The sequence below is a fragment of the uncultured Rhodococcus sp. genome (assembly GCF_963525155.1).
GTDB classification, from domain to species: Bacteria; Actinomycetota; Actinomycetes; order Mycobacteriales; family Mycobacteriaceae; genus Rhodococcus_F; species Rhodococcus_F qingshengii.
In genome coordinates, this window is sequence record NZ_CAURKP010000002.1 from 84928 (window position 1) to 104422 (window position 19495).

Consider the following 19495-nt stretch of genomic DNA (forward strand, 5'->3'; position numbering starts at 1 on the left):
TTATCGAGCCGGGTTGAGGGCCGTACCCCTTCTCGAGAGAGTTCTGTTTTCATGCGTTCAAAACGCTTCTTGGCGGTGGCCGCAGCAGCGGTCGCAGTCGCCCTCGGCATGACAGCTTGCAGTTCCGACTCCTCGGAGACCGCCGACGGCGGCAGCGCCGGAAGCGGATCCAGCTCCTTCCCGGTCACGATCGAGCACGCTTTCGGAACTACGACGATCGACGCCAAGCCGGAGCGAGTTGCCACCGTCGCCTGGGCCAATCATGAAGTGCCCCTTGCTCTCGGCGTGGTTCCCGTCGGAATGGCTGCGGCGACGTTCGGCGACGACAATGGCAACGGCATGCTGCCGTGGGTCGAGGAAAAGCTCGACGAACTCGGCGCGAAGCCGCCGGTGCTCTTCGACGAGACCGACGGCATCGACTTCGAAGCCGTCTCCGATACGAACCCTGACGTCATTCTTGCCGCGTACTCCGGGTTGACGCAGGAGGATTACGACACCCTCAGCGAGATTGCTCCGGTCGTGGCATACCCCGAGGGGCCGTGGGCGACGTCGTGGCGCGACGTCATCAAGTTCAACAGCATGGGCTTGGGTATGGAATCCGAAGGGCAGGAACTGATCTCCACCATCGAGAAGGAGATCGCCGACGAGGTTGCCTCACATCCGCAGCTTGCCGGCAAGGCAACCATGTTCCTGACGCACGTCGACACCGCTGATCTGAGCCAGGTCAGCTTCTACACGGCGAACGACACGCGCGCCGCGTTCTTCGAGGACCTCGGACTTTCGACGCCGAAGAGCGTTGCCGACGCCTCGACGGGTGGTGAGTTCTCGAAGAAGGTCAGTGCGGAGCGTGTGGACGTCTTCGACGACGTCGAACTGATCGTCACCTACGGTGACCAGGCACTTGTCGACGCACTCAAGGCTGACCCGCTGCTCTCGCAGATGCCTGCCGTCGCCAACAACGCGATCGTGTTCCTCAATGGAACCGGGCCGATGGGAACGGCGGCCAACCCGACTCCACTCGCGATTTCGTGGGTACTCGGCGACTACGTCGATCTGCTCGCCGGGGCCGCTGGAAAGTCGGAGTGACTGTAACCTCGCAGGATTCGACGTCGGGCGCTCGCGATACGCGGCGCCCGACGTTCGGCAATGCGCTGTGGCTGATCGCCCTTCTCGTGGTCCTCGCGGTGCTCATGTGCGCTTCGATCGTCATCGGCTCTCGTGAGGTCGATTGGTCCGACATCATTGCCGCACTTGGCGGTTCCACCGACAATATCGGTCAGGGTGCGATTGCCAAGCGCATTCCGCGGACGGTGCTCGCGATCGTCGTGGGTGCTGCGCTCGGTCTTGCCGGCGCGGTGATGCAGGGGATTACCCGAAACCCTTTGGCGGATCCCGGAATCCTGGGCGTCAACATGGGCGCTTCGCTCGCCGTGGTGATCGGAATGGCGTGGTTCGGATTGTGGACCCAGACCAGCATGATCTGGGTGGCCGTACTCGGTGCAGCCGGGGCGGCATTGTTCGTCTACGTGGTCGGGTCACTCGGGCGAGGTGGAGCCACGCCACTCAAGTTGGCTCTTGCCGGGGCCGCAACATCGGCTGCGTTTGCTTCGTTCATCACTGCGATCATGCTGCCGCGAAACGATATTGCGGGCAACATTCGTTCCTGGCAGATCGGCGGCGTCGGTGGCGCGAGTTTCGAGGTGATCCGGCAGGGTCTGCCTTTCCTCATTGTCGGCTTCGTGATCTGTCTGCTGTCAGCGCGCAGTCTCAACTCTCTTGCGCTCGGCGACGAGGTTGCATCAGGTCTCGGCGAACGCGTCGCGGTGGTTCGTGCAGTGGCAGCGCTCGGTGCAGTGCTGCTCTGCGGTGCAGCCACTGCCATTGCCGGACCGATCGGCTTCGTCGGTTTGGTTGTCCCGCATCTGTGCCGGTTGCTGATCGGGATTGACAACCGTTGGCTACTACCGTTTTCTGCGCTGACAGGTGCCGGCCTTCTCGTCGCCGCCGACATTCTCGGACGAATTGTCGCCCGGCCGAGCGAAATCGACGTCGGCATCATCACCGCGCTCATCGGAGCGCCCTTCTTCATTTACATAGTCCGCCGTCAGAAAATACGTGAGCTGTGACCACTACATTCGTTACTCCCGAAGTCGAGGTCGACGCAGTCGGAGCAAGCCGTATCCGACGAGGTAGACGCCGCCGCATCGTGATTGCCGTGCTGACGGTCCTCGCCGTCGCCTCTTTCGCGGTCACTCTGATGGTGGGAAAAACCTTCTACCCGCCGTCAGATGTGCTTCGCGTCGTGCTGGGGGAGAACGTGCCTGGTGCCTCGTTCACCGTCGGTCGCCTCCGTCTGCCTCGCGCTGTCCTCGCTGTGGTCGCCGGAATCTGTTTCGGCTTGGGCGGCATCACGTTCCAGACGATGCTGCGCAACCCGCTCGCGAGCCCCGACATCATCGGAATCAGCTCCGGCGCAAGCGCTGCAGCGGCTTTCGCGATCATCTCGCTTTCGCTCGGCGGTTCACAGGTATCGGTTTTTGCTATCGCCGTCGGTCTGGGCGTCGCAGTCTTGATCTACGTTCTGTCTTTCCGGGACGGTGTGGCGGGCACTCGGCTCATACTGATCGGTATCGGCATCGCCGCGATGCTCGACAGCGTCACCGCCTACCTTCTCAGTACCGCCGCCGCGTGGGATCTGCAGGAGACGATGCGTTGGCTCACCGGCAGTCTCAACGGTGCCAACTGGGGTTCGACGGTTCCCGTGCTCCTGGCGCTGGTTGTCCTCGGACCGGTGCTGCTGAGCCAATCGCGCAACCTTTCGACCAGCCAGCTCGGTGACGACGCAGCACAAGCGCTCGGCGTCAGAGTGGAACGAACGCGCATTCTGACGATCATTGCGGCCGTCGGACTCATCGCCTTTGCCACTGCCGCTGCGGGGCCCATCGCCTTCGTCGCATTTCTGTCAGGGCCCATCGCCGCCCGCATCGTCGGTCCGGGAACATCACTTTTGATTCCGTCGGCGCTGGTCGGAGCGCTGCTGGTGCTCGTCGCCGATTTCTGCGGACAGTACGCCTTCGGCACCCGCTACCCCGTTGGCGTGGTGACCGGTGCGCTGGGAGCGCCGTATCTTGTCTACCTCATCATTCGCTCCAACCGAACGGGAGGTTCGCTGTGACCGAATCCCACTCTCTGACTGTCGAAAACCTCGAACTCGGTTACGGAGGACGGACCGTCGTCGAATCGCTCGACCTCGCGGTGCCGCCGGGAAAGATCACGACCATCGTGGGCGCCAACGCGTGCGGCAAATCGACACTGCTGCGGTCGATGTCGCGGCTACTCAGTCCCCGAAGCGGTCATGTTCTGTTGGACGGCAAGGATGTTCATCGCCTGCCTGCGAAGAAGCTCGCTCGCACGCTCGGTCTGCTGCCGCAGTCACCGATCGCACCGGAAGGGATAGTTGTCGCCGATCTCGTCGGCCGTGGTCGTCATCCACATCAGCGGGTGCTGTCGAGGTGGAGCCGCGAGGATGACGCAGCTGTCGCCGAGGCGCTTGCGGCCACGGACACAACCGGATTGGCCGAACGATCGGTGGACGAGCTTTCCGGTGGTCAGCGCCAACGTGTGTGGATTGCGATGGCGCTCGCCCAACAAACCGATCTGCTTCTTCTCGACGAGCCGACTACCTTCTTGGACGTGAGCCACCAGGTTGAGGTCTTGGACCTGCTCACCGACCTGAACCGGACTCGGGGTACAACGATTGTCATGGTTCTGCACGATCTCAATCTCGCCGCCCGCTACGCCGACTACCTCGTCGCCATGGCCGATCGCCGGGTCTACGCGGCGGGTGATCCTGCCGAGGTGCTCACGAGCGACAACGTCCGCACCGTGTTCGGTCTCGAGAGCCGAATCATCCCGGACCCCATGTCGGGTAAGCCGTTGGTGTTGCCGCTCGGGCGCCACCACGTCCTCGACGACGTGTCGACGTGACGGCGTCGAACGCCCCGGGCGGGCGGATCGAATCCGTGGAACAACTCAATGCGATTCTCGGACAGCCCCATCCGACGATCATGGAGAAGCAGACCGCTCACACGACTCCGTTGATCCGTGAATTCATCGAGCAGGCACGGTTTTTTGTGCTCGCGACATCCGATGCGGCCGGAAATTGCGATTGCTCGCCGCGTGGAGACCTGGTCAGTCAGGTTCTGTTTCCCGACGAGAAGACGCTCGTGCTCCCGGATCGTCCGGGCAACCGGCGCGCTGACTCGTACCGGAACATGATCGAGAATCCTCACGTGGGGATCCTCTTTCTCGCGCCCGGGCACGACGAGATCGTGCGCGTCAACGGCACGGCGACTCTGTCCACCGATCCTGATCTGTTGGATTCGATGGCGATGAACGGCAAGCCTGCACAGCTTGCGGTGATCGTGCAGATCGACGAGGCGTATCTGCATTGCGCGAGAGCAATTCTGCGGGCGAAGCTGTGGGATCCGTCGACGTGGCCCGCATCCGATGAGGTACCGAGTCTGCGCGACATGATGGCCGAGCAACACAGCCTGCGCGTCGAGGACCTCGAACCCGCCAGACAAGAGGCGTACCGCAAGTACCTGTACTGAGCGCAGATCCGTCACCTATGTCCGATAATGATCCGTGCCTTCAATTGCCTCCTCGCTGTTCTGGATTGCGCTGATCGCGGCCATTGCGCCGATAGTCGCGGGCCTGATCCCGCGTCGACTGGTTCCCGAAGTGGTGTTGCTACTGGTCGCGGGCGCAGTGGTCGGGCCGTTCGCCCTCAACATCGCAGCTGACAGCGAAGCGATCGGCATCCTGCGCGAACTCGGCCTCGGCATGCTGTTCCTGCTCGCCGGCTACGAGATCGACCGACAGGAACTCAGTGGGCGCGGCGGACGTCGAGCGCTCTACACGTGGCTGTTCTGCCTCGCGCTGGCGTTCACGGTGGTCGCGCTGCTTGGCATGAGGAACGTGATCTCCGCCGAAGCCGCTGTTGCCATCGCGATGACGTCGACCGCTCTGGGCACGCTGCTGCCGATCCTCAAGGACAACAAACTCCTCGACACACGCTTGGGTAAGACCGTCCTCAACCACGGGGCCGTCGGCGAGCTCGGGCCGGTCGTCGCGATGGCGGTGCTGCTGAGTGCCCGTGGTGCCGTACTGTCGCTGATCGTTCTTGCCGTCTTCGCCTTGATCGCTGTCATCGTTGCGGTGCTGCCCGGCAAGCTGATTCACGAAGGCTCGTGGACACATCGCCTGGTGCGGGCAGGGGCGGACACGACGGCGCAGACGACGGTCCGCCTCACCGTTCTGTTGTTGGTCAGCCTCGGAGTGCTGTCGGCTGTGTTCTCACTCGACGTCATTCTCGGTGCATTTGCCGCCGGCTTCATCCTGCGGAGACTGATGCCAGAGGGCGACGAGCGCCTCGAGATCAAGCTCGACGGGATCGCCTTCGGGTTCCTCATCCCGATTTTCTTCATCACTTCAGGCATGGCGATCGACGTCTCGGCGGTCGCCGCCAGTCCCGGCATACTGATTGCTTTTCTGATCCTGATCGTTGTCGTCCGCGGCGTGCCGGTGTTCTTCGTGACCAAGTTCGAGAAGGTCGAACCACCCTTCACCACGCGCGAAAGTGCGCAAGTCGCGTTGTACGGGGCTACCGGCCTGCCCATGATCGTGGCGGTCACTGGCGCTGCCGTCGACGCGCATCAGATGTCGTCGGACAACGCGTCGATTCTTGTCGCGGCCGGGGCGATCACCGTTCTATTGCTGCCGATGCTCGCCACTCTCTTGACGAAAAAGGAGAAAGTGTCCTGATTCAGAGATCCAACTGCTCGTCGAGCCAGTCGAACATCCGCTGATCCGTCAGACGTCTCGCCATGGGCTGGCAGTGGAAGTTCGCGCCCTCGGCAGCGGTGAAGGGAACCACCGTCGTCGGTCCGCCGGCGAGGGCGGCAAGCCGCTTGGATTGACCGGGCCAGAATTGCTCGCCTTCCGGATCGGTGATGAGCAGGGGAGTGGAGATCGAGCCGGCGACGTGCTCGAGGTGGTACTTCCGAACCTCGGCGAGAGTGTTGTAGTAGCCGGCGGCGAGGTACGGACGCGCTCGGAAACGCCAGATTCGGGCGCTGTCCTTGGAGAATTTCATTCCCAGCCCTATCGCCATGTCGCGGTCGAAGGCCTCCGACTTCCCCTCGTCGAGCAGCTTCTGCATGTTCTTGGGGATGTGGGCGAGCCACGACGCGGCCACGTCCACGACCCCCGGATCGGCGATCGCTGCCGCGATCCGATGCTCGAACGCCAACGACTGCGGCACCCAGTACCCGCCCTGACTGATCCCGTACATCGCCAGCTTCGACGCATCGACGTCCGGCCGGTCCACGAGATAGTCGACGACGGGCGTGATGACGGCTTCCCAGTCGTGACGGAACGGGATGTTGCGCTCGAAGAGCATCGACTGCTGACCGGGACCGTCGAACATCAACACGTTGTAGCCCCGCTCGAGCGCCCCGGCACCGCCGCTGCCCCACAGCCCGCTGATCGGGCCGTCGCTACCGTTCACCATGATCAAAGTCGGCCGTCGCACGTCGCCGGGCGGCCGGAAGAAGTACCCGGGAAGGTAGGTGTCCTCGTAAGGGATCCGGACGCGTTCGCCGGGCTGGGCGGTGGTGTCGACGAAGCGGTCCCACGCCTGTCGGTGACGTTTGAAAGTGGGGACCAGAACCGAATCGTCGCTGAGACCGTCGACGGCGTTGATCGCCACACCGAAGTACGACGCCGCCCGCAGGTACGCGTTGGACGCGCTTCGCGAATGCCCGGCCTCGGCTGCCTCTACGGCCTGCCCGAATACCCGTGTACCGAGGTCGAACCAGGCCTCGTACCAGCCTTCGAGGTCCTTCTCGCCGACGTGAGCGATGGCCGAGAGCACTTCGCCGGTGTCTGCCGCGCCGAAGGTGGCTTGCCCGAGAACGACTCGTAGCTCGAAGTCGAAGGATTCGTTGCGATAGAAACCAGCAGTGAACGCCTGGTGCGGATGGGCGAAGAACGACGACGCGAGAGACATGGGCACACCTTCGCTAGTTCGGGGCAGCCATTTTCAGTTGTAGTTCCAGGATCGCCCGAATCGCTTGCCGGAAAACCTGTCAGCGCGGCGACGCCGGGAGCCCGGTGGATGGCGGCCTCGACATCGCAAATGCCAGGGTGCACAACCACAACGACATTCCCAGCACCTGCGCACGTTGAGCGATACCCAGTCCGAGATTACCGCCGCCGGAGACTTCGATGCTGTTGGTCGTCAACATCCACACCGTCGCAAGGGAAGTCAGGATCAGAATGGTCAGACCCGTCGTCCGCAAAGAAGGGTGCTCGCGATACCTGAACGCTCCCACGGTGAATGCGATCATCGCGGTGAAGATCGCGAAGACCGCCACGCTGCTCGTCAACGCGTGAACATGGTGGAGCTGCGGAAGTAGACCGTCGGGTGCGCTCGACGGGCAACCCTCGCCCGAGCATTCGAGGGGGAACGACGCGTCGGCGATGGTCGCGATGCCGAACACCGCCAGCGCAATCCAGCCCGTGACGTAGAGCCTTCGCCGGGGCGTGATCAGCAGGCCCAGCGCTCCGGAGATCAACATCAAGATTGCGGACAGGACATCGGCGTTACCGAAGACATCGCGGTATTTCTGGTTCTCGGCATCGAGTTCGCTGAGGAACGATGTCACCGGGTCGAGGCCGGTGTCCAGGAAGAATTCGAGAATCCACGACGAGTAGACGATTCCGCCCAGAGCCAGCGCAGCCACCAAACCCCACCGCGCAACGTTGCGTTCCTTCACGAAATCGAGCTTACGGACCTAGCAGGGCTTTCTGGACGCGTTCGGCCGCTACCAGCGGATCTTCGTGCTCCCAGACGCGGATGACGGTCCAACCCTGCTCTGCCAGACGTGCATCGGTGTCGCGGTCTCGAACCACGTTGGCGGCCAACTTGTCCGTCCACCACTGCGCGTTGTTCTTGGGAAACGTCGCATGCTGCGGGCAGCTGTGCCAGAAGCATCCGTCCACGAACACCGCGACTTTGCGGCGTGGAAATACCAGATCGGCCCGTCGGCGAACACCTTTGATCGGCGCTCGGTCCACGAAGTACCGGAGTCCGCGTCGATGCAGCTCGCGTCGAAGTGCGATTTCGGGTTTGGTGTCGCGCCGACGCTGAGCGCTCATCCGAGCGCTGGTGGCAGGATCCGTCGCAGGCACCGTGGTTCCCTCAGCCGTCGGAATCTTCGCTGTCTTCGGGATCGGACCAGGTGGGCGCAAACCTGTTGCGACGCTCCACTTCACCGTGCACGACGGTCACGAAGTCGGTGAACGAGAGCGTCTGAGCTTCGGTGGGGCGTCCGTTGCGCGGCGGCGGCTCGTCGACGTCGAAGAACCGAACTGCGCCATCGGGTTCGTAGAGTCCGATGTAGACCTTTTCGAAGAGGTCGTAGCGGGTGTCCTCGGCGCCGAGATCCACCCAGGCCTTTCCCGGAACGCCGACCACCGCGCGCTTGCCTCGGCCCGAGCGCTTCGAGAGCGTCGTGACGTGGTGTGCAAAAGAGGATTTGCCGGTGTCGCTGGTCTTGGTCGGGTCGCCGTCGTCGCACGTGGCGTACGGCTCGAACATGACGGCTACCAAGACGCTGTACGGCTGACGCTGATGCAGAACCATTGCCTCGCCACGCAATTCGTGGTCGTTGCGGACGATGTTCTTGGTCCACCGTCCCAGCTTGCCGCTGCGGGGACTGTAGTCCTGGAAGTTGTACGTCTTGATGGAGACGCAGAGGATCAGGCCGAGAGTGGGGTCGAGTGCCTTGACGTCCAAGCGCTTTCGGCCCTTGGCGACATCGACTGTTGCCTCCTGGCCTTCACCGGACGCCGTCGGGGTGATGTTGGGATACAGCGGACGCAGAGCGTCGGCCACCGTCTGTGCCAGTTGATTGGACAGTCGCTGGGCGTAGTTCTTCTTCTCGCCGCGATCGGCGTCGGCCGGGGGCTTGTCGCCCGCGAGTTGCAGTGCACTCCACAGTGGTTCGTGTTCCGGCTCGGAAAACAGCGTTTCAGGTTCGGGGAACAGCGAGTCCGTCATGCTGCGGCCTCGGGGTATCCGCCCATCCGCTCGAGGTGGCTTTCGACGTCCTCGATGAAACCGGGGATGAACCGAAGATTACCCATGCGTGCGCGCTTGAGGAAGCCGGCGGTGGCCCGAGCCGACAGCAACCGCGTGTCTTCGAGGAAGCCGCTCAGATCCTCGTAGTCGTACTGGACCGGCCAGGTCGAGGTATGGACGCGGAAGGCCTGGCGGTTACGGCCCCAGGCCGCACTCGGCCAGGCGTCGCCCGGTTCGAGTGGCGTCTCGCCCGCGGCGTCGTATTCGATGGGATCGCTCAACCGGCCACCGACCCACGACGCCATCCGCACGCTCACGGCATTGCCGACGAGCTTCCAGCGATGGCTGTGGCGTAGGCCGGGAACCTCGACGGACGGCAGCGTCCAGTCGGGATCGAAACCCTGCAGTCGCTCGGCATCGACTAGACCGGGAGTGACGATCTCACCTGACGGCAACCGGACTGCCGGCTGACTGGGGATGCCGACGGACGAGCCGCCCTTGAGCGTCGGCACGGCATTGACGGCCCATCCGAGACCGCGAGTGCCTTCGGTCCAGTAGAAGCCGCAGGGGTAGTCCGCGGGATCGCCACCCAGGCGCTCGCCGGCGTCCTGGCCGAACAGGATTTCGCGGGGATCATCTGTGCGCGAGGCAAGCATGATGACTCGCTGGCGACGCTGGGGGAGTCCGAAGGCGCGGGCGTCGACCACCCGGTACGCCCAGGTGTATCCGAGGTCTTCGAGGGCGTCGGTGATGTGCCGCATGGCGGCGCCCTTGCCGAGCTGGAGCATGAACGGAACGTTCTCGATCAACAGCCAGCGCGGGCCCTTCTTACGCTTGACCAGACGGAACACCTCGTCCACCAGGCCTGAGCGTGCGCCGGTGATGCCTGCCGTTTTGCCGGCCTGAGAGAGGTCCTGGCAGGGGAAACCGGCGGCCACCAATTCGATGTCACTGGGCAGCGCGCGAAGTTTGGTGACGTCACCGTGCAACGGCACGTCGGCGAAACGCGAACGGAGAACTGCCTGCGCGCCCGGATCGATTTCGCACAGCAGTTCGGTGTTCCACCCATGTTCCGAGAGCCCCAACTCGAGACCACCGATACCGGCAAACAAACCCACCATGCTCCGCGACGACGTCACAGCACCCTTCCTCACGAACCGACCTAGAAGCACGGTACTCGAGAACTCCGACACCGTTTGCCAACTATTCGGTCCGCGGCGTGCTCCTTACGGAAGAACCGTTGTGAAACGCCTTACATCGAGATCTTCGGGGCCGATCGAAGTCCCTAAAAGGTCCCTGATCGAAGCAATAACCCGAACCAGCGGTGCTCCGTGCCCGTTCGTCCATTACCGTGGTCGGGTGAGCATCCAACCTTCCGGTGACGCGTCCTGGCCCGCGGTATTGACCTGGCAGGCCCACAACGCTCCTCGTATGGAGTCTGTTCGTGTGCAGCTGAACGGAAATCGCATCAAGGCTTCCGGCCGGATCATCGGTGGAGCCTGCAGTGAGCACCCGGCATTCAGCGCGTCGTACGACCTGGTCACCGACGAGGCCGGCATCACCCGCCGGTTGTCCGTGCGGACCGCCCTGGCCGCCGGTGAGCGTCAGATGTCGATCAGCCGGGACGAAGAAGGCACCTGGATGGTCGAGAACGGCGCCAGTCACCAGCGCTCTGCGTTCGATGGCGCACTCGATGTCGACGTGATCCTCAGCCCGTTCTTCAACACGCTGCCCATCCGCCGCGTCGGCTTGCAGAACGACATCGAAGACGCCGAGGTCCCGGTCGTCTACGTCAATCTCCTCGACCTGCGCGTCGAGGGTGCGACCATCACCTACAGCTCCGGCGCCGACGGAATCAGTGTGCTGTCCCCGGTGTCCAGCTCGACGCTGTCCGTCGACACCGAAGGTTTTGTCCTCGACTACCCGGGTCTGGCAACTCGTATCTAGGTTTCGTATCTCCAGGTTGCGTAGTTCTAGGTTGCGGATCGCCGGATGACGCCGCCGCGTCGACCGGCGTCTCGCATCCGGTTGATCCAGTCGGGTTCTCCGGCCTGAACGTCTTCGATGTCCCACCGCTCGTGCGACTCGTAGGCGCCGCGCGCCGCGAACCCTGCGTCCACCAATCGTGCCGTCGAGCCGTTGTCGAGCAGATCGGTACGTGCACCCTGCAAAAGGTCGAGCGCCTCGTCCAGCGCGACCAGCAGGGCGTCGCGGTTGCCCTCGCACATCGCCCGCACCAGGCCAGGAGCGCTCCCGGCCACGCGAGTGCCGTCGCGAAATGACCCAGCAGCCAGCCCGAGAGCCAGTTCGCCGCCGGCCGCTCCCGTGATCGCAAGCGTTTCCGCGAGCAGGTGAGGCAGATGCGAGATTCGCGCGACTGCTCGATCGTGCTCGAGAGATTCGGCCGGCACTACCACCGAGCCGCAGTCGAGCGCGAGGTCGGCGACCTGCGACCACACATCTGCGTCGACGCCGTTGTCGGTGGCAACAACCCATACCGCGTCGACGAACAGATCGGCATCCCCGACCGCCCAACCCGAAGCTGACGTCCCCGCCATCGGATGACCGCCCACGAACTTGGCGCTCAAGCCCGCTCGTTCGACCGCGGCCTTCACTTCACCCTTGACGCTGACGACGTCCGTGATCGGATTGTCGGGCGCATGCGCGGCGATTGCCTCCAAGGTGGCGTCGACGGCAGGCATCGGCACGGCGATCACAATGATCGCGCCGCTTTCTTTCGCTCTCTGCAGCACTGAAACCAGATCGGTGTCGGCGTCGAAACCGTCGGCTCGGGCCGCGTCGGCGGACTCGCTGGAACGGTTGTAACCCCACGCCTGGCGGCCGGATCGGACGGCGGCGCGAAGTAGCGAACCGCCGATCAATCCGAGGCCGAGAACGCAGACTGGTGGGGCGGAATCGATCGCAGACACGAGTTCAGGTTGGCACATCGATGCTCGGACTTCACTCACTGGCACCAGGCGGGCTACCGTTGCGCCATGGGTGCACAGCGCGCGGGTAACAAGAGCGCCTCTTCGAACCAGTCGGAGGAGCTTGAAGGCTTCGGTGTCGCGGTGGTCCGTGAAGAGGGGCGTTGGACGGTCAAGGCACTGACGCCCGACGCGTTGACCTCGCTCTCGGCCGCCGAAACGCAGCTGCGTGAGCTGCGAAGTTCGGGTGCCGTCTTCGGTCTTCTCGACGTCGACGACGAGTTCTTCATCGTGTTGCGTCCGGCGCCGTCGGGCACGCAGTTGCTGATTTCCGACGCGACCGCCGCCATCGACTACGACATCGCGGCCGACGTCCTCGACGCTTTGCACATCGAGATCCCCGACATCGACCCGGACGACCTCGACGATGTCGAACCCTGGGAAGAGGGCGATCTGTCCGTGCTGGCCGATCTGGGCCTGCCGGAACCCGTGCTCGCCGTCATCGCGGCCGAGACCGATCTCTATCCGGACGAGCAGTTGGGGATGATCGCGCAGCGACTCGGGTTCGCATCCGAGTTCGGCGCAGCGCTCGACAAGCTCCCGCGCTAGATGACTCTCGCTGACGATCAGCGCATGATCCGTGCGGCCATCGTGGCCGCACGTTCCGCCTCCGACGCAGACGTCCCGGTCGGGGCAGTGGTGTTCGACGCAGACGGCGTCGAAGTTGCTCGGGCCTCCAATGCCAGGGAAGCATCGTCCGATCCGACCGCGCACGCCGAAATCCTCGCGTTGCGTGCTGCCGCAAAAACCTACGGTGACGGCTGGCGCCTGGAAGGTGCGACGCTTGCCGTGACCCTCGAGCCATGCACGATGTGTGCGGGCGCTCTGGTCCTCGCCCGGGTTTCTCGGGTCGTTTTCGGGGCGTGGGAGCCGAAAACCGGAGCCGTCGGATCATTATGGGACGTAGTTCGAGATAAAAGATTGACCTATCGGCCGCAGGTGCGCGGCGGGGTCCTCGAGGACGAATGCGCTGGGCTTTTGGAAGATTTCTTCCGCGAGCAGCGGGCCTGATTTCGGTATTCCCCATCGAGAGTGATCGCACACTCGGGTAGCCGGATCCATCAATCGAGGGCATGGTGGAGGCAGATGCCGTCAGGGCATCGGCGGATCGTCGGAAGGCGATTCGTTCGCGTTCACAGAGGAGTACTCATGGGAATCGCAGACAAGGCTCAGAACAAGGCCGAAGACCTCGGGGGCAAGGCCAAGGAAGCTGCTGGCAGCGCTACCGGTGACCGGGACCTCGAAAACGAAGGCAAGGGCGACCAGGTGAAATCGGCCGTCAAGGATGCAGGCGAGAAGGTCAAGGACGCCGCTTCCAGCATCAAGGACAAGCTCACGTAATACCGCTCCACCTGGCGATTTCAGCCACGGGCACTCCATCCGGTAAAGTCACCAACGGTGGCGTGTCCGAGCGGCCTAAGGAGCACGCCTCGAAAGCGTGTGACGGGTAACCCCCGTCCGAGGGTTCAAATCCCTCCGCCACCGCCAAAGCTCCCCACCTGTTCACGCAGGTGGGGAGCTTTTTTGTGCTTGGTGGCGCCTATAGTCCCGTTGCTCGGACGACGTCAGGGAATCGGTAGGTTTCATCGAGGACTGATTTGTCGGGGACATAGCTGCGAATGATCAGTCGAAATTCGTCGTGCGGAGCGGGTAGCCAGTTGGCACGAGCATCCGGATCGGTCGGCTCGTCGTGAGACAGGTGCAAGGTGAGCTTCCCGTCACGAAAGACGAGATCGCCCGCGTCGAGATTGACGGTGCCGAGGTTGACGCGGTTACCCGGTGCGTCGGCGAGCATAAATGCGTCCTTGTCGTACATGGTCAGAGACCAGAAGCCGCCGCGACTGCGGTCGACGGGTGGGAGTGCGTCTTCTGTGAAGGTCATGGTGTACCGCTCGCGGCCGTGGAGTAACGCTCCGTCGTGGTCGGTACCCCGGATGAGGTAGACAGCCTCGTGAAAGTCGTTGACGTAAATGTAGATGACGGCCGCGAGCGCCCGTCCGAACCAGTCGGTGCCCCACAGGCCACTGTTGCGTTGCCGTTGCCATCCGTTGCCTGCGTCGACCCCGGTTTGGACGTAGCTCGCCGATTGATGGAGGGCGACGTCGGCGCGGAGCGCGGCGCGGTCGAGCAGCGCTCGGTACGACTTGTCCGAACGATACAGTGCGACAAGCGTCTTGGCTTGATCAGCCATCGGGGTGTCTGCTGCGCCCATGGTCGGGTTGAAGTCGAGCATTGCTGCAAGATCAGTCCAGAAAGATTCCGGCTTCACCCATTGAGGTCGACTGGCGTCGGGATCGACCGCCAACATTTCGGCGGTGACGCCCTGAGGGTAGATCGAGTTCGCGGCGTGGGCCTCGTAGCCGAAGGACCGCGGGCCGGGTCGATCCTCGCTGAACGGGTACATGCCGATCTGGTCGAGCACCGACCGCGCCTGCTGCTTGGACGCCTCGGAACGTGCTGCGAAACTGCGAGGGAAGACACCAGCCACGTTCGTCGGTGATCGAAGCACATCGAGGAAGTCTTCCGGCAACTCGCCATCCCAATCAGGTCCGACCAGAAGGAACTTTCCGCCGGGAGTGCCTGTCGCCGAACCAAGTTGGTGAGTCACATTGGTCAGCACGTCGACGATCTGGATAGTCCAGTAATGGCCGTCGGGTACCTCGGTCGGGGTCTGTATCACTGCGGTTTCGTCGGTGAGATCGGCGAATCCTGCGCCGTAGATCGTGTCGTTGTTGGGTGAGACGACCCACCGCTGCGCCGGGCTCATGTAGTCGGTGAGGGCACCTGTGTAATTTTTGGCGGCGCCTGGCAGAAGGCCGAGTTGGAGTCCGGTCTTGCCATCCATGATCTCCCACATGTTTGTACGGCCGAAGGTGTCCACAGCTGGATAGCCCCAGTAATAGACGATCCGGGCGAGGGCTTCCACGTAACTCTCAGCGGCGAGCGTTGCTGGAACTCCGGCCGATCTCGCCAGTTGAGCGTGTGCCGGCGTGAAACCTTGTGCGATTGAGTCGGTCGGGGAGTCCATGAAGTCATGGTGCCGGTGACCGTCCGCTGCATCATCACCCTTGCGGGGTGAACCGGTGAGGAAATCGAAAACCGGTTCTGTGTGCGCAATTCGAACATTCAGGAGCGGCGGGCGATCCACTCTGCAGCGGCGGCATCGATGTCCTGCTTCAGCTTCTCGAAGAACGAAGGTGGCGGGGTGGGGATCAAATCTGCTGCGGTAGTGAGGGATCGACTGAGGGCGATCCGACGCTCGCGTAACTCGTCGTCGGTCAGGAGCGTCAGGTCCGCCATCGCGAGCTCCCTCGATCGGTGTGATTCGTGTTTCGGGCAGACCGTGCGCATCGGGATCGATGCATGATTCGATGCGCACGGCCCAGGCATTCCAGGCTGGGGGCCGGAATGCACAGTCGACTTTACCAAATGATTACTAATGGCTGTAGATGTGGCTCGCCTTGGGTGGTCGTGGAGCACTTTCACAGGGTTCTCCCAGGTCGTAAGTCCTGACAACTGTTGAAGCTGCAACTATCGTCGAGCCCATGAAAAAGATCTGGTGGATCGGCGGAGCAGTAGTTGTGGTCGTACTCGCCCTGCTCGTGGGGCCGTGGGCGTACGGGAAGTTCATCGCTGAAGACGATGCACCGGCGGCCGTGGTGTCCACTGAGGGCGCGGAGGCGGCGTCCGGATCGATCGACGGGCAATGGACCGTCGTCGCCGGGCAGGGGGACAACCAGACGGCAGCTGGGTACACCGTGCACGAGATTCTCAACGGATCGAGTGTGACCGTCGTCGGAACCACCGGCGAGGTGAGCGGAAACGCGGTTGTCGAGGGTGAAAAGCTCACTTCCGGCGAAGTAACGGTGCAGGTGGCAAGCATCAAGACCGACTCGGATCGGCGCGACGGCCAGTTCACGGGCAATGTGATGGATACCAGCACGTATCCGACGGCGACGTTCACGATCGACTCGCCGGTGGACTTGTCTGCTGTACCGACGGACGGAACAACGGCGACGGTCACGGTGTCAGGAACGCTGACGCTCAAGGGTCAGTCCAAGCCGGTGTCGGTCGACATGACCGTGCTGCATTCGGGTGATTCGCTGATCGCATCGGGCTCGATTCCGGTCACCTGGACCGATTTCGGAGTCGAGCCTCCGTCCCTCGGTTTCGTCACCGTCGACGGCAGCGGCTCGGTGGACTTCCTGGTCTCACTCGCCGCGAGCTGAATTACGTCCACCCGATTCGCACTGCTTCGGGGCGGGCAGGGAAGATTAAGGACATGACCTTCCTTTCTTCTTGTCCGTTCCGAAGGCAGTGTGTGATCTCTGCCCGGACGGAATGAACAGGTGATGCCCCGGTGGAGACCGTTCCGAACGGGCGAAGACCCCGATCCACGGTTCACGCTCGCCAATGAGCGGACATATCTGGCTTGGATCCGCACTGCAACGGCCTTCGTCGCGTCGGGCGTCGGACTCGAAGCGTTCGGCGGCGACATTCTCAATCCGACGGTTCGTGCCGGCTTGGCCGCGTTGTTGCTCGTCGGCGGTGCTCTGATCGCCATCACTTCCTTTGTCCACTGGATCAGCGCCGAGCGTGCACTGCGAACTGAGCGCTCGTTGCCGGTGCCGCTCATGGCGCCGGTCGTCGGCATCGTGCTGGTGATCTGCGCGACCGTCCTGGTGGTCGAGGTCGTGAACTGATTGACCGCGCTGGAACCGTCGGAAGGTGTCAAGCCTCCGGACAAGGGCTTGCAGTCCGAACGCACATCTCTCTCGTTCGTGCGTACGAGTCTGTCGATCCTCGGCTTGTCTGCCGCCTGTCTGAGATGGTTGCCGCCGTTCGGGTCGGTGGCCCTGATCGGCCCGTCCGTCGCTGCCGTGCTCGTCGTCGCGGTGACGGTCTACGAACGTCGGTCGCGGCCCAGGCGGTTGGCCCAGTTTTCGGCCGAAAAGGCAACGCCCGCTTTGGGTATGGGAGCAACTCTCGCGGTCGCTCTGCTCCTGCTCAGTGCGACGGGGCTGTGGATTCTGCTGAAGTGACCTCGGCTTTCGGCGCCCAGCCGGGCGGGCCGAATACGTAGCCGGCTCGCTGCCGCCACGATGTCGACGCCTTCCAATCGCGAGCAATGGCAGCATATTCGCGCGTTTGGAGCTTCCAGATGTTGTACGTTCCGACCGGCGTCGTGAGTCCGTAGGTGGGCCGGTGGGTTTCGGCTGCGAAGGTTCCGAACATCCGGTCCCAGATGATGAGGATTCCGGCGTAGTTGCGGTCGAGGTACTCGGCGTCGGAGCCGTGGTGGACGCGATGGTGTGACGGCGTGTTGAAGATGAATTCGATGGGCCGCCAGAGTTTTCCGACACGTTCGGTGTGGACGAAGAACTGGTAGACGAGGCTGACGGAGAAGCCGACGAACACCATCCACGGCGGGATCCCGAGGAACGGCAACGGCAACCACATGATGATCTCACCGCTGTTGTTCCACTTCTGCCGCAGTGCGGTGCTGAAATTGAAGTACTCGCTCGAATGGTGAGCCTGGTGTGTGGCCCAGATGACTCGAACTCGATGTGCGATGCGGTGATACGCGTAATAAAGGACGTCGATTCCGAGCAGCAGGATCACCCAGGTGTACCAGGCAGTCGGCGAGAGGTGCCACGGAGCGAGATACACCCAGATTGCGGAATAGCCGATCAGCGCCAGCACTTTCCAGAAGGTGCTCGTTGCGATCGACACGAGTCCGAGTAGAACGCTGGTTCTGGCGTCGACGCTTCGGTAGCCGCCCTGTGCCGGCCGTGCGCGTCCGTCGGCGTCGTCGGGATGATCTTCGAGCGCACGGGCCGCGAACCATTCGATTGCGAGGAAGATGACAAACGCGGGGATTGCGAGCGTAACGGGATCATGGAGCGGTTCGAGCAGTGACTTCCATGATTCGAGAAGGGTTTCCCACACGCGATTTGTCCTGTTCTCTAGCTCTGATCGTTACATCATGCATTAAAATGTAACGTCAGGGAACCCTTTGCGGCGAAGAACTCGCAGGTTTGTTGCGACTATTCATAGAACGATGGTAGGAATTGCCGGTGCATATCACCGCGAAGGTGGACTACGCCGTGCGGACTCTGGTCGAGCTCGCGGCAGTTGGTCCTGACCCGGCCAAGGCCGAGTTTCTCGCCAAATCCCAGGTAATACCCCACAAGTTCCTGGAAGCGGTGCTCTCGGACCTGCGGCGCGGCGGCTTGGTCAACAGCCGTCGAGGCCCGGACGGGGGATACTGGCTCGCTCGGTCCGCGGACGAGATCACGATTGCCGACGTCATACGAGCTGTCGAGGGACCGCTGGCTTCGATTCGGGGTCAGCGACCGGAAGACGTCGACTACGGGGGACCGGCAACGCCCCTCAAGGAGGTGTGGATTGCAGTGCGAGTCAACCTCCGTGCTGTGCTCGAAAATGTCACACTCACCGATGTTGCAGGTGGAGAGTTGCCCGAGTTCATTCACGAACTGACGGCAGATCCCGAGGCGTGGAATCGGCGCTGATACAGCCCGGTTTCAGTGTGCTCGTCGACGCGGAACTGCCATAGGAGCAGTGTTCGCGGTGTTGCCTCCCGCGGATTTTGCGTCGTACATCAGATGATCGGCCGCAACGATTGCTCGGGAGAACTCGTTGTAGTCGAACTCTTCCTGATGTGGGATGAAAGGTAGCGTCGCTGCGCCGACGCTGACCGTGGCCAGGGGGTCGTCGGAGGCGTTCACCACGGCTTTGGGGAGCGTCGCGATTCGTTTGCGAAGTCCGTACGGAGTACCGATCATCACAACGGTGAACTCCTCGCCGCCGGTGCGCGCGGCGTAACCGAAACCGTTCACATGCGCCTGCAGGCGCGTTCCGGTCCGGATGATGACGGCGTCACCGACTTCGTGACCGAACGTGTCGTTCACCGCCTTGAACTTGTCGATGTCGACGACGGCAACAGCAATGTCGGCACGATTTGCCGACGCGACCGACCAGATGCGCTCCGACATGTCCCACAGTCCTCGTCGGTTCAGTAGGCCGGTAAGCGCATCCACTTTGGATCCCGTTGCGCGCGCGAGTAATTGCCGCCAAGTGAACTGAATTGTGGCCGGAATGAAGATCACTGCACACAGGACTACGTCCGTGCGTGCGATCACGCTGGTTGTCGAGTAGTCGCCGTTCGTCAGGCCGAGCACCGTCAGGGCGATGACAAATGTCGTGGCAAAGGCGAGATGGAAGGCCAACCAGCGGTAATCGAGAAAATAGGTGAAGTAGGCGCCGGTGGCGACAAAGAGTGCCGCGCCGAAAAGGGCGGCGTTATGGCTGGTGAAGGTGATGAGAATCGAGGCAGTTC

24 protein-coding genes and 1 tRNA gene are annotated in these 19495 nt (G+C 62.8%); 15 read left to right on the forward strand and 10 right to left on the reverse strand.

Annotated elements, in window-relative coordinates; translation table 11 throughout:
* Positions 1-51 precede the first annotated feature (51 nt).
* From RWT78_RS00940 to RWT78_RS00965, 6 genes are read left to right on the forward strand one after another with little or no spacing between them, the layout of a single operon-like run.
* Positions 52-1086 (forward strand): iron-siderophore ABC transporter substrate-binding protein, encoded by a 1035-nt coding sequence (locus RWT78_RS00940; protein WP_064442985.1) that lies wholly within the window; start codon positions 52-54, stop codon positions 1084-1086.
* On the forward strand, positions 1083-2126 hold the full coding sequence (locus RWT78_RS00945; RefSeq protein WP_314673342.1) for an iron ABC transporter permease: 1044 nt from the start codon (positions 1083-1085) through the stop codon (positions 2124-2126). Before RWT78_RS00940 ends, RWT78_RS00945 begins: the two co-directional genes overlap by 4 nt.
* Positions 2123-3175, forward strand: coding sequence for an iron chelate uptake ABC transporter family permease subunit (locus tag RWT78_RS00950; protein WP_003943885.1), 1053 nt, complete (start codon positions 2123-2125; stop codon positions 3173-3175). Before RWT78_RS00945 ends, RWT78_RS00950 begins: the two co-directional genes overlap by 4 nt.
* Positions 3172-3987, forward strand: coding sequence for an ABC transporter ATP-binding protein (locus RWT78_RS00955; RefSeq protein ID WP_075831856.1), 816 nt, complete (start codon positions 3172-3174; stop codon positions 3985-3987). The genes RWT78_RS00950 and RWT78_RS00955 overlap by 4 nt, the downstream gene beginning before the upstream one ends.
* Entirely contained in the window at positions 3984-4613 is a 630-nt protein-coding gene (locus RWT78_RS00960) for a pyridoxamine 5'-phosphate oxidase family protein (RefSeq protein ID WP_007731668.1), read from the forward strand. The genes RWT78_RS00955 and RWT78_RS00960 overlap by 4 nt, the downstream gene beginning before the upstream one ends.
* Positions 4614-4647: 34 nt before the next feature.
* On the forward strand, positions 4648-5826 hold the full coding sequence (locus RWT78_RS00965; protein ID WP_003943855.1) for a cation:proton antiporter: 1179 nt from the start codon (positions 4648-4650) through the stop codon (positions 5824-5826).
* Between the two features lies 1 nt (position 5827).
* Here RWT78_RS00965 and RWT78_RS00970 read toward each other — a convergent pair whose 3' ends face one another.
* The 5 genes from RWT78_RS00970 to RWT78_RS00990 form a co-directional block, all read right to left on the reverse strand.
* Complete coding sequence (locus tag RWT78_RS00970; protein ID WP_314673350.1) at positions 5828-7072, reverse strand: prolyl oligopeptidase family serine peptidase; 1245 nt, start codon at positions 7070-7072, stop codon at positions 5828-5830.
* 79 nt (positions 7073-7151) lie between these two features.
* Positions 7152-7841 carry a DUF998 domain-containing protein gene (locus tag RWT78_RS00975; protein WP_007731663.1) on the reverse strand — a complete coding sequence of 230 codons (690 nt, stop codon included), beginning with the start codon at positions 7839-7841 and terminating at the stop codon, positions 7152-7154.
* Positions 7842-7851: 10 nt separating this feature from the next.
* Positions 7852-8256, reverse strand: a complete 405-nt coding sequence (locus RWT78_RS00980; RefSeq protein WP_003943838.1) for a very short patch repair endonuclease — start codon at positions 8254-8256, stop codon at positions 7852-7854.
* 10 nt (positions 8257-8266) lie between these two features.
* Entirely contained in the window at positions 8267-9127 is an 861-nt protein-coding gene (locus tag RWT78_RS00985; protein ID WP_003943911.1) for a hypothetical protein, read from the reverse strand.
* Positions 9124-10269, reverse strand: coding sequence for a DNA cytosine methyltransferase (locus RWT78_RS00990; RefSeq protein ID WP_030535749.1), 1146 nt, complete (start codon positions 10267-10269; stop codon positions 9124-9126). Before RWT78_RS00990 ends, RWT78_RS00985 begins: the two co-directional genes overlap by 4 nt.
* A 238-nt stretch (positions 10270-10507) precedes the next feature.
* Here RWT78_RS00990 and RWT78_RS00995 point away from each other — a divergent pair, with 238 nt between their 5' ends.
* Complete coding sequence (locus tag RWT78_RS00995; protein ID WP_073512852.1) at positions 10508-11095, forward strand: putative glycolipid-binding domain-containing protein; 588 nt, start codon at positions 10508-10510, stop codon at positions 11093-11095.
* Between the two features lie 26 nt (positions 11096-11121).
* Here RWT78_RS00995 and RWT78_RS01000 read toward each other — a convergent pair whose 3' ends face one another.
* The gene (locus RWT78_RS01000; RefSeq protein ID WP_314673381.1) at positions 11122-12096 is read right to left on the reverse strand and encodes a prephenate dehydrogenase; all 975 of its coding nucleotides are present in this window, start codon (positions 12094-12096) and stop codon (positions 11122-11124) included.
* A 48-nt stretch (positions 12097-12144) separates the two neighbouring features.
* Between RWT78_RS01000 and RWT78_RS01005 the strand changes: the two genes are divergently transcribed.
* The 4 genes from RWT78_RS01005 (at position 12145) to RWT78_RS01020 (ending at position 13623) form a co-directional block, all read left to right on the forward strand.
* Complete coding sequence (locus tag RWT78_RS01005; RefSeq protein ID WP_003943823.1) at positions 12145-12684, forward strand: tRNA adenosine deaminase-associated protein; 540 nt, start codon at positions 12145-12147, stop codon at positions 12682-12684.
* Positions 12685-13146 carry a nucleoside deaminase gene (locus tag RWT78_RS01010; RefSeq protein ID WP_003943976.1) on the forward strand — a complete coding sequence of 154 codons (462 nt, stop codon included), beginning with the start codon at positions 12685-12687 and terminating at the stop codon, positions 13144-13146.
* Positions 13147-13284: 138 nt separating this feature from the next.
* Positions 13285-13476, forward strand: a complete 192-nt coding sequence (locus tag RWT78_RS01015; protein ID WP_003943869.1) for a CsbD family protein — start codon at positions 13285-13287, stop codon at positions 13474-13476.
* Between the two features lie 56 nt (positions 13477-13532).
* Positions 13533-13623: transfer RNA gene (locus RWT78_RS01020), tRNA-Ser, on the forward strand.
* A gap of 52 nt (positions 13624-13675) precedes the next feature.
* Here the strand turns inward: RWT78_RS01020 and RWT78_RS01025 are convergent.
* Both RWT78_RS01025 and RWT78_RS01030 read right to left on the reverse strand, forming a co-directional pair.
* Positions 13676-15163: a DUF1254 domain-containing protein gene (locus RWT78_RS01025; RefSeq protein WP_231915696.1), complete on the reverse strand. Its 1488-nt coding sequence runs from the start codon at positions 15161-15163 to the stop codon at positions 13676-13678.
* 98 nt (positions 15164-15261) lie between these two features.
* Positions 15262-15435: a hypothetical protein gene (locus RWT78_RS01030; RefSeq protein WP_003943953.1), complete on the reverse strand. Its 174-nt coding sequence runs from the start codon at positions 15433-15435 to the stop codon at positions 15262-15264.
* A 245-nt stretch (positions 15436-15680) separates the two neighbouring features.
* Here RWT78_RS01030 and RWT78_RS01035 point away from each other — a divergent pair, with 245 nt between their 5' ends.
* The 3 genes from RWT78_RS01035 to RWT78_RS01045 all read left to right on the forward strand — a co-directional run bounded on the left by RWT78_RS01035 (position 15681) and on the right by RWT78_RS01045 (position 17177).
* Positions 15681-16364 carry a YceI family protein gene (locus tag RWT78_RS01035; protein ID WP_003943876.1) on the forward strand — a complete coding sequence of 228 codons (684 nt, stop codon included), beginning with the start codon at positions 15681-15683 and terminating at the stop codon, positions 16362-16364.
* A gap of 123 nt (positions 16365-16487) precedes the next feature.
* Entirely contained in the window at positions 16488-16838 is a 351-nt protein-coding gene (locus tag RWT78_RS01040; RefSeq protein ID WP_314673364.1) for a DUF202 domain-containing protein, read from the forward strand.
* Positions 16839-17177: a DUF202 domain-containing protein gene (locus RWT78_RS01045; RefSeq protein ID WP_003943794.1), complete on the forward strand. Its 339-nt coding sequence runs from the start codon at positions 16839-16841 to the stop codon at positions 17175-17177.
* Here RWT78_RS01045 and RWT78_RS01050 read toward each other — a convergent pair.
* Positions 17143-18084, reverse strand: coding sequence for a sterol desaturase family protein (locus RWT78_RS01050; RefSeq protein WP_003943902.1), 942 nt, complete (start codon positions 18082-18084; stop codon positions 17143-17145). The genes RWT78_RS01045 and RWT78_RS01050 overlap by 35 nt on opposite strands.
* Positions 18085-18212: 128 nt before the next feature.
* On the opposite strand from RWT78_RS01050, the gene RWT78_RS01055 reads away from it, so the two are divergent.
* On the forward strand, positions 18213-18668 hold the full coding sequence (locus tag RWT78_RS01055; RefSeq protein WP_003943908.1) for an Rrf2 family transcriptional regulator: 456 nt from the start codon (positions 18213-18215) through the stop codon (positions 18666-18668).
* A gap of 12 nt (positions 18669-18680) precedes the next feature.
* Here the strand turns inward: RWT78_RS01055 and RWT78_RS01060 are convergent.
* A partial coding sequence (locus tag RWT78_RS01060) for a GGDEF domain-containing protein (protein WP_314673368.1) occupies positions 18681-19495 on the reverse strand: 815 nt, incomplete at its 5' end.